We start from the raw sequence: 6,930 nt of genomic DNA on the forward strand, positions 1-6,930 counted from the left end.
CCGCACCGGCGATCGAACAGGCCCGCCGCTCCGACAGGCCCATCGTGTCCTGCAGGTGCGCCACCGCGGCGCGCTTAGCGGCGGGCCCTACCATTAATGGGATGGTCCGCCCCGTCCTCCTCCCTCATCATAGGGGAGGTCAGATCAATAGAGGAGAGTATCATGGCCCATCGTAATTTGCCGCGGACTGCGGCTGTCTATGGAATCGACATTGGCAAGAACCTGTTCCACGTCGTTGGCCTTAGCTGCGACGGCACACCTGTTCAGAAAGTTCGCTTTCGACGGGACACCCTTCTTCAGTTCTTTGCTCGCGCACAATCAAGCATAGTTGGCATGGAGTCCTGTGCCGGTTCGCAGTGGCTCGCCCGGAAGATTCAAGCACTTGGTCACAAGGTCCGCCTGATCCCCGCGCAGTTCGTGAAGCCCTATGTGAAATCAAACAAGAGCGATATCATCGATGCCGAGGCGATCGCTGAGGCCGCAACGCGACCGACAATGCGCTTCGTCGCCGTGAAGGAGGAGGGCCAGGTCGCCTTCAAGCGCTGCATCGAATCCGTGACCAGATGGTCGGCTCGAGGACACGCCTGATCAATCAGATGCGGGCTTTCTGCCTCGAGTACGGGGTACCGTTGCGTCAGGGTGCCGGAATATTCAAACTCGAGTTGCCGCGCGCTTTGAATGACGAAGAAAACGATCTGTCACCAGTGATGCGTCGCCTGGTCGGCGATCTCTTCGCCGACCTCCGGCGCCTCGAAGAACGGATCCGCGAAGTGACAAAGGAGATCGAAGCCGTCGCCGACCGAGAGGACGTCACACGCCGGCTGATGACAATCCCTGGTATCGGCGCATTGGGTGCGACCGCTGTACTTGCCGCGATCGGTGATGGGCGGCAGTTTCGCAAGGCCCGCGACCTTGCTGCATGGCTGGGATTAGTGCCCAGACAACACTCGACCGGCGGAAAACAGACGTTGCTCGGCATCAGCAAACGCGGCAATCGCTATGTGAGAAAGCTTTTAGTGCATGGCGCGCGATCCTGCTTCCGGCATCTGGACCGGACACGCGATCGCTTGGGAAGCTGGCTCGACGGGCTCCAGGCTCGGATGCATCCGAACAAGGCCGTTGTCGCTCTAGCCGCCAAAATGGCCCGCATTGTCTGGGTGGTTTTGAATAAGCCGGGAGCACTCTACGAACGCAGAGATCCTGCTTTCACTTGAGGCTTCTGGCTTCGATTGCAAGGCTCGGGAACAGTGATGACGAAACAGTGGATCAACACGCCGTAAGCCCTGTGCAAAAAAGCGGGCTTCGTGCCCGAACCATTTATTGGGAACGGCGTGCGCGGATCTCATCATGGCCTGACTGCAACAGCAGTCCACTCGCGAGAGGCCGGATACATTTATGCAACTGGAAGCGTCATTTTTGCTGTTACGACCCTTGCACGGACGGGGCGGACCATACATTTTTTGACAGCAGCTCGCGAAGGGCCGCCGCATCGAGCATTTGCTCGGCCAGAAGCTTCTTCAGCTTCGCATTCTCCTCCTCCAGCGCCTTCAGCCGCTTGGCCTCGGAAACGTCCATGCCGCCGAACCTGGCCTTCCAGTTGTAGATTGTTGCCTCGGAGATCCCATGCTTGCGAGCCAAGTCCGCCGTCTTCGCCCCAGCCTCATGCTCCTTCAACACAGCGATAATCTGCTCTTCCGTGAACCTTGCTCGCTTCATCTGTCCGTCCTTCTTCAGGCCGGACTCTAACTCCATCTGGAGGAAATACGCAGTGGCAGGTCACCAGGATCTGCATTTTTCGGATGCTAGCCGATACGCAGCGATAAATAGTTAGAGAGACACGATGCGAAGCATTCAAAATCTACGGATTGGTACGAAGCTTGCGATCTCCTCACTTATCAGCCTCCTTCTGGTCGGCGGGATGATTTGGGTCCAAGTCAACGGCAACACCTCAACGCGCAGAGCCGATGAATATGTTATCGAGCAGTCCACGATCGTCCAAAATGCGATCGACGCAAAAGCCTCTGCCCGCGGTATGCAGATTGCCGGCCGCGACGTGAGGCTGGCGAAGACGCCGGAAGAGCTTCAGTCCGCGCTTCTGTACCTGAACGAACGGCAAGATAGCGCCACGAAGTTCGCTAATGAAGTTCTGAAGCTTGCGCGATCGTCGGAGAACCGCGGGCGAGCCGAGAGGATCAAATCTTTAACACAGAACTACGTCGAAGGCGTGAGAGAGATCGGAGGCCTTCGCTCTGAAATCATCAACCTTCATCAACAACTATCGGTTGCCAATGCCGATCAAATTGGCCTTATCTCAAGCGCTTCAGCGCTCGATGAGAAGGAGAGCCGGCTTGCGAAGGAAAAGACCGGCCCTCTCGCGGTCGAGCTGGGCGCACTAGCAGACAAGATCGTCGAATTTGCCAAGCAGCGGGCAGAACAGGCTCGGACGATGTCGCAGCAGGAGATGTCATCGGCTGAACGAAATTCCCTAGCGATTGGGGCCGCGGTCACTTTCCTACTCATTGGCGCATGCGTCTTTTCGGTTGTCACCATCGCACGGCCTCTGCAAGCACTGACGGCGGCCATGCGTGAACTCGCCGGCGGCAATTTTTCTGTTGTACTGCCCGGGCTCGGAAGGAAGGATGAAATAGGAGACATCGCGGACGCCGTTGAGTCGTTTAAAGTCCAGGCCGAACAGAAGGCTCATGCCGAAGCCGACGCCAAAGCGGAGCAAGATCGGATCACGGCAGAGCGGCGAAAGGCTGACATGAACCGTCTCGCTGATCAATTTGAGGGCGCCGTCGGCGAAATCGTAGAGACGGTCTCCTGTGCTTCGACCGAACTGGAGGCGTCGGCCGGCACCCTGAGCGCAACAGCGGAGCGGGCAGGGGAAATGGCTGGGGTCGTCGCCGCCGCATCAGAGGAGGCCTCGACCAACGTCCAATCCGTTGCATCCGCAACGGAGGAGCTGTCATCATCGGTCAATGAAATCAGCCGCCAAGTCCAGGAATCCGCGCGTATGGCGGGCGAAGCGGTGGGCCAGGCCCGGTCCACAACTGACCGTGTGAGCGAACTGTCGAAGGCCGCCGCGAGGATCGGCGACGTGGTCGAGCTCATCAACACGATCGCCGGACAGACCAATCTTCTCGCGCTCAACGCGACAATCGAGGCTGCTCGCGCCGGCGAAGCAGGGAGGGGTTTTGCCGTCGTCGCTTCGGAAGTCAAGGCGCTCGCCGAGCAGACCGCGAAGGCGACGGGTGAAATCGGTCAGCAGATTTCGGGCATCCAGGCTGCGACGGCAGACTCGGTGGCTGCGATCAAGGACATCTCGGGAACCATCGAGCGCTTGTCAGAGATCTCATCGACGATCGCCGCTGCCGTAGAGGAACAGGGGGCTGCTACTCAAGAGATCTCCCGCAACGTTCAGCAGGCGGCCCAGGGTACCATGCAAGTCAGCAGCAACATCGTCAACGTCCAGCAAGGCGCGTCGGAGACCGGATCGGCGTCAGCTCAAGTGCTGTCTGCGGCCCAGTCGTTGTCATACGACAGCGGCCGCCTGAAAGATCAAGTCGCGCGGTTTCTGACGAACGTGCGTGCAGCATAATTTCGAGAGCTGGGGACCCGCTATGGGACAAGTCATTCGGTTGCAACGCGCGGACCTGTTCTCTCTCGCGCCCGACGAGGATATTCCGGAGGACTATCACCGCTTATCGAAGGAGGAACTGAAGCGCGCCATATCCGGCTGCCTTGAGGTTCGGCATCAAATCGGGGTGCTGATCGAGCTCGCAGTCCAGGCCGAAAGGATGATAGACAACGTTTCCGACGAGAGATTGCAACATGCGTTGCGCGAAAAACGAGTCCGGGCGCATGTTGAACTGGTCAGCGTGCTTTCAGAGGTTTCGAGGACAACCATGACGCTCATGACGACCCTTGCGGGGAACGCTAAATCCGATGAATAACCGGCGCAGCGAATAAGGACCTGCCGCCGATGTTGATCGGACCGGTTCCTGTCTCGCAGGGCAAGACGGTCGTGTGGCTGACTGACGCGTTCGAGCCGGTCCGTGGCCCGCGCGGTCTGTACTTTACCATCCGAAGCGCATGCGGGAATGTTGGCTCTAGCAATTGCCTGCGAGCGACACGTCGATTTTCGTTACAGCGCCGACGTGGCGGAGCCCATAAGCGCCGACGGGACGGAGAAGTATTCTTCAAGGATAAAGATGGCCGGCTGGCGAGACAAGGCGCGTTTGGCGCCTGTGACGGAGAACCGGGATTGGTTGTCATTGGCCCTTTAATTGCGGGTTGTTGGTAAGCATCCGGTGCCTACGCCGTCGGACGGATACGTTTGTGCGCTGCCTCACCCCTTGTTGAGGCCAGCTTGGCATCGCCGGCGCAGGGCCGGGCTCGAATACCATTCGATCATGAACAGGGATCGTTCGATGCGGCCGACCTCCCGCAGCGCCCTGGCCAGCTGACTTTTCTTCGGAGACGCCGAGAGCGTCTTCAGGATCGTCGAGGGAACGACGGAGCGCGTCGTGATCGCCGCCCATAGGCGTCAGTTCCGACCTTGATGCCGAGGCTCAGCAGATTTTTCGCACTTTGCACGAGGTCGTGCGGAATGTAACCATCCGGTTGCGGGTCGATGCGCGCAGGGTAATCCACGGAGCTCGTTAGCGCGATCGGTCAGCTCACGCGGACCTGAAACCGCCCGTTGCATCGCTGCGCGCAGTCTCTCAGCGTGGTGTCTTGAGGATTAATCTCGACGACATCGGCGCTTCCGCATCCCGCAACACTGTCGGCGATGTTACCCAAAAGTGCTTGGGCGCCATTCCGAATCGAGCGGAATAGGCTCGCGGCCCTTCCAGGGTCGATCGGAATGTGGCCTCGCAGCCTCGGCGGCAATTGTCGATCGGCGCGCTAAATCGTCTGTGAATTCTTCTGAGACGGTCAGGTTCTCGAAAGTTAGCACTGGCAAGAGGCGCGGATATCTAGTCCCGATAGGTTCGAGCTCGGTTCGGCCAAGCGAAGAAGAGGGAAGAATAGAATGGACCCGTTTAGCAATATCAACCCATGCGCCGACCGGACGTATGACGTCGAGCCGCATCAGGAGCAGGCAGAGCAAGCGGACTTCGAGCAGCTGCTTGGAGAGGCCCAGCCAACCCATCGAACATCAGATTCATCCGAGGCTAGATCACCTTTGACGGTGACGGAGGGTAATATGAGAGCGCGCGGTATCAAGGGGAACGAACGGTGCGCAGCCTTATCCTTTGTCAGAACGCGAGCTCATCTTGCCGCAACGCTGACATGTGCGGACGTTGCGGCGCTCAGAGGCGACATCGAACTGGCTGAGAAACAATCAGCACGGTGGCCAACAGCGACCGGGCCTTCTGCCGGCAGTGTCGACTGTAACCGCGTTTTCGATGACGTGGTCGCATCGTCGTATGTGGAGCTGCAGCGTTTTCAGAACGACGCCAGCCATTGCAAGCCACATGTGTCGGACCGTCAGAGCGCCCTGGACCACTTGCGTTCTATGGCGTCTTTGCGTTCCAACGCCGCCCCCTGGAATATTTGGGGGGGACAACAACTTGATCTGGCGCGCGCGGCGGCAGAGCACATGAGGGGGGATACCACGTATTCGCCTTTTGTATCATTGTCCGAGGACGCCTCACGACTGCTCCTATCGCCGGACGATGCCGCCGAGTATGGCGCGAAAGCAATCGCAGAGAACGCGAATGAGTTGCACACTTACACGGTACCGAGGATTGCCACTTGGTCGGCCGAAAAGATCGCCAACATTCTTGAGGACGGAAATGAGGATGATGAACCCAATCTAGCGTGGGTCAGCGATACCCCAACTGAGGAGCGCGAGGTACTGTTTCTGGGTGGGAATCTGGACGGCTATCGGACCGGTAGCAAGCCGAACCCACACGGGAATCCCGGGACAAGAGGAGTGTTGGTGGTTCAGTAAGGGAGTTTATCCTTTCTCGATGCTTGGAAGAATCGGACGTTGTGTTGGCCACATCTTTCGTGGATCGTTTCGGAGTGGCCAGCGGTTCTCGGCGGCGCATCGCACATCGACAACCAGAGTCTCAGCAGAAACCTGCACGACGCTATGGAGGCAGCCGGTCGTGCGAAGTGAGGCGTAGCGGAACATAGCGTGACCCGCAGGGCGACGGCCCCGAATTGGCGTAGCCTGCATGTAGCGCGCCTATTCGTCCGATCAATCGCGCCTGTGGCTCCGCGGCACAACTGCGTAATCCTGATCGCGGTTACCCGCGTGCTGGCAGCAAAAGCCTTCTATCGCTTTGCGAGCCCGTCCTGCCTTGGGATTGCGCTCAACGAGCCCGCGCTTGCAACTGAAGCTTCCGGCGTCGATGAGAGCATTGCCGGGCAGGCCATTGCCGCGCGGCACGAAGCGTGGGCGGCGGCCGATGCCGAACGAGGGTGCCGCGCTCTGGTCGTTCGTCGCGTTCCTGCCGATGGACCACCTCACGGACCTGTTCGCCCATTGCGCATCGCTCTCGCTCAATGCCGTTTAGCGTCCGGGCGACAGTTCGCGTGAGGTCGCGCTTGCCCATGCGCATCTTTCAATTACCCATAATCTTTGCCTCGATCGCGGCTCCCAATTCGATATCGGTCAGCCGCGATAGTCCGCGCCAGATGACGGTATTTCCTGGAGGAGGATCGTTGGCTCGGGCTAAGTATCCTCCGAGCCGCGCGATCTTGACGACATAGTGCGAGAGCGTACCCCGTCGAGGGCGATCGCCACCCTTGTCTTTCACCAAATGATCAAGAAGCCTGAGTTCGGAATCTGTCAGCGCCGTCTGCGGTAGGGCATTCGGTGAGGAACGATTGAGCATCGTCATCCAGAAGACGCGCCAACTTACAATACAAAAAACGGCGATCAGATTGACCAAACGCTCAGCGGTTCGCAAC

3 protein-coding genes and 4 pseudogenes are annotated in these 6,930 nt (G+C 58.9%); 4 read left to right on the forward strand and 3 right to left on the reverse strand.

The annotated features are described in order from the left end of the window. The first annotated feature begins 162 nt into the window (after positions 1-162). A pseudogene (locus K289_RS47155) lies at positions 163-1,214 on the forward strand (IS110 family transposase). Positions 1,215-1,452: 238 nt separating this feature from the next. On the opposite strand, the pseudogene K289_RS47160 reads toward K289_RS47155, so the two are convergent. After that, positions 1,453-1,716: pseudogene (locus tag K289_RS47160) on the reverse strand (transposase); the annotation flags it as partial. A 124-nt stretch (positions 1,717-1,840) separates the two neighbouring features. On the opposite strand from K289_RS47160, the gene K289_RS0140070 reads away from it, so the two are divergent. Both K289_RS0140070 and K289_RS0140075 read left to right on the forward strand, forming a co-directional pair. After that, a complete protein-coding gene (locus K289_RS0140070) occupies positions 1,841-3,601 on the forward strand; it encodes a methyl-accepting chemotaxis protein (RefSeq protein WP_027556453.1) in 1,761 nt (586 codons plus the stop codon). Between the two features lie 22 nt (positions 3,602-3,623). After that, entirely contained in the window at positions 3,624-3,956 is a 333-nt protein-coding gene (locus tag K289_RS0140075; RefSeq protein WP_027556454.1) for a hypothetical protein, read from the forward strand. 382 nt (positions 3,957-4,338) lie between these two features. On the opposite strand, the pseudogene K289_RS49935 reads toward K289_RS0140075, so the two are convergent. Beyond that, positions 4,339-4,546: pseudogene (locus K289_RS49935) on the reverse strand (Tn3 family transposase); the annotation flags it as partial. 492 nt (positions 4,547-5,038) lie between these two features. Between K289_RS49935 and K289_RS0140085 the strand changes: the two are divergent. Further along, positions 5,039-5,962 (forward strand): hypothetical protein, encoded by a 924-nt coding sequence (locus K289_RS0140085; RefSeq protein WP_027556456.1) that lies wholly within the window; start codon positions 5,039-5,041, stop codon positions 5,960-5,962. Between the two features lie 619 nt (positions 5,963-6,581). Here K289_RS0140085 and K289_RS49940 read toward each other — a convergent pair. After that, positions 6,582-6,930 (reverse strand): annotated as a pseudogene (locus K289_RS49940) (IS4 family transposase); the annotation flags it as partial.

This window comes from Bradyrhizobium sp. Cp5.3, from assembly GCF_000426265.1.
In the GTDB taxonomy this organism is placed as follows: Bacteria; Pseudomonadota; Alphaproteobacteria; order Rhizobiales; family Xanthobacteraceae; genus Bradyrhizobium; species Bradyrhizobium neotropicale.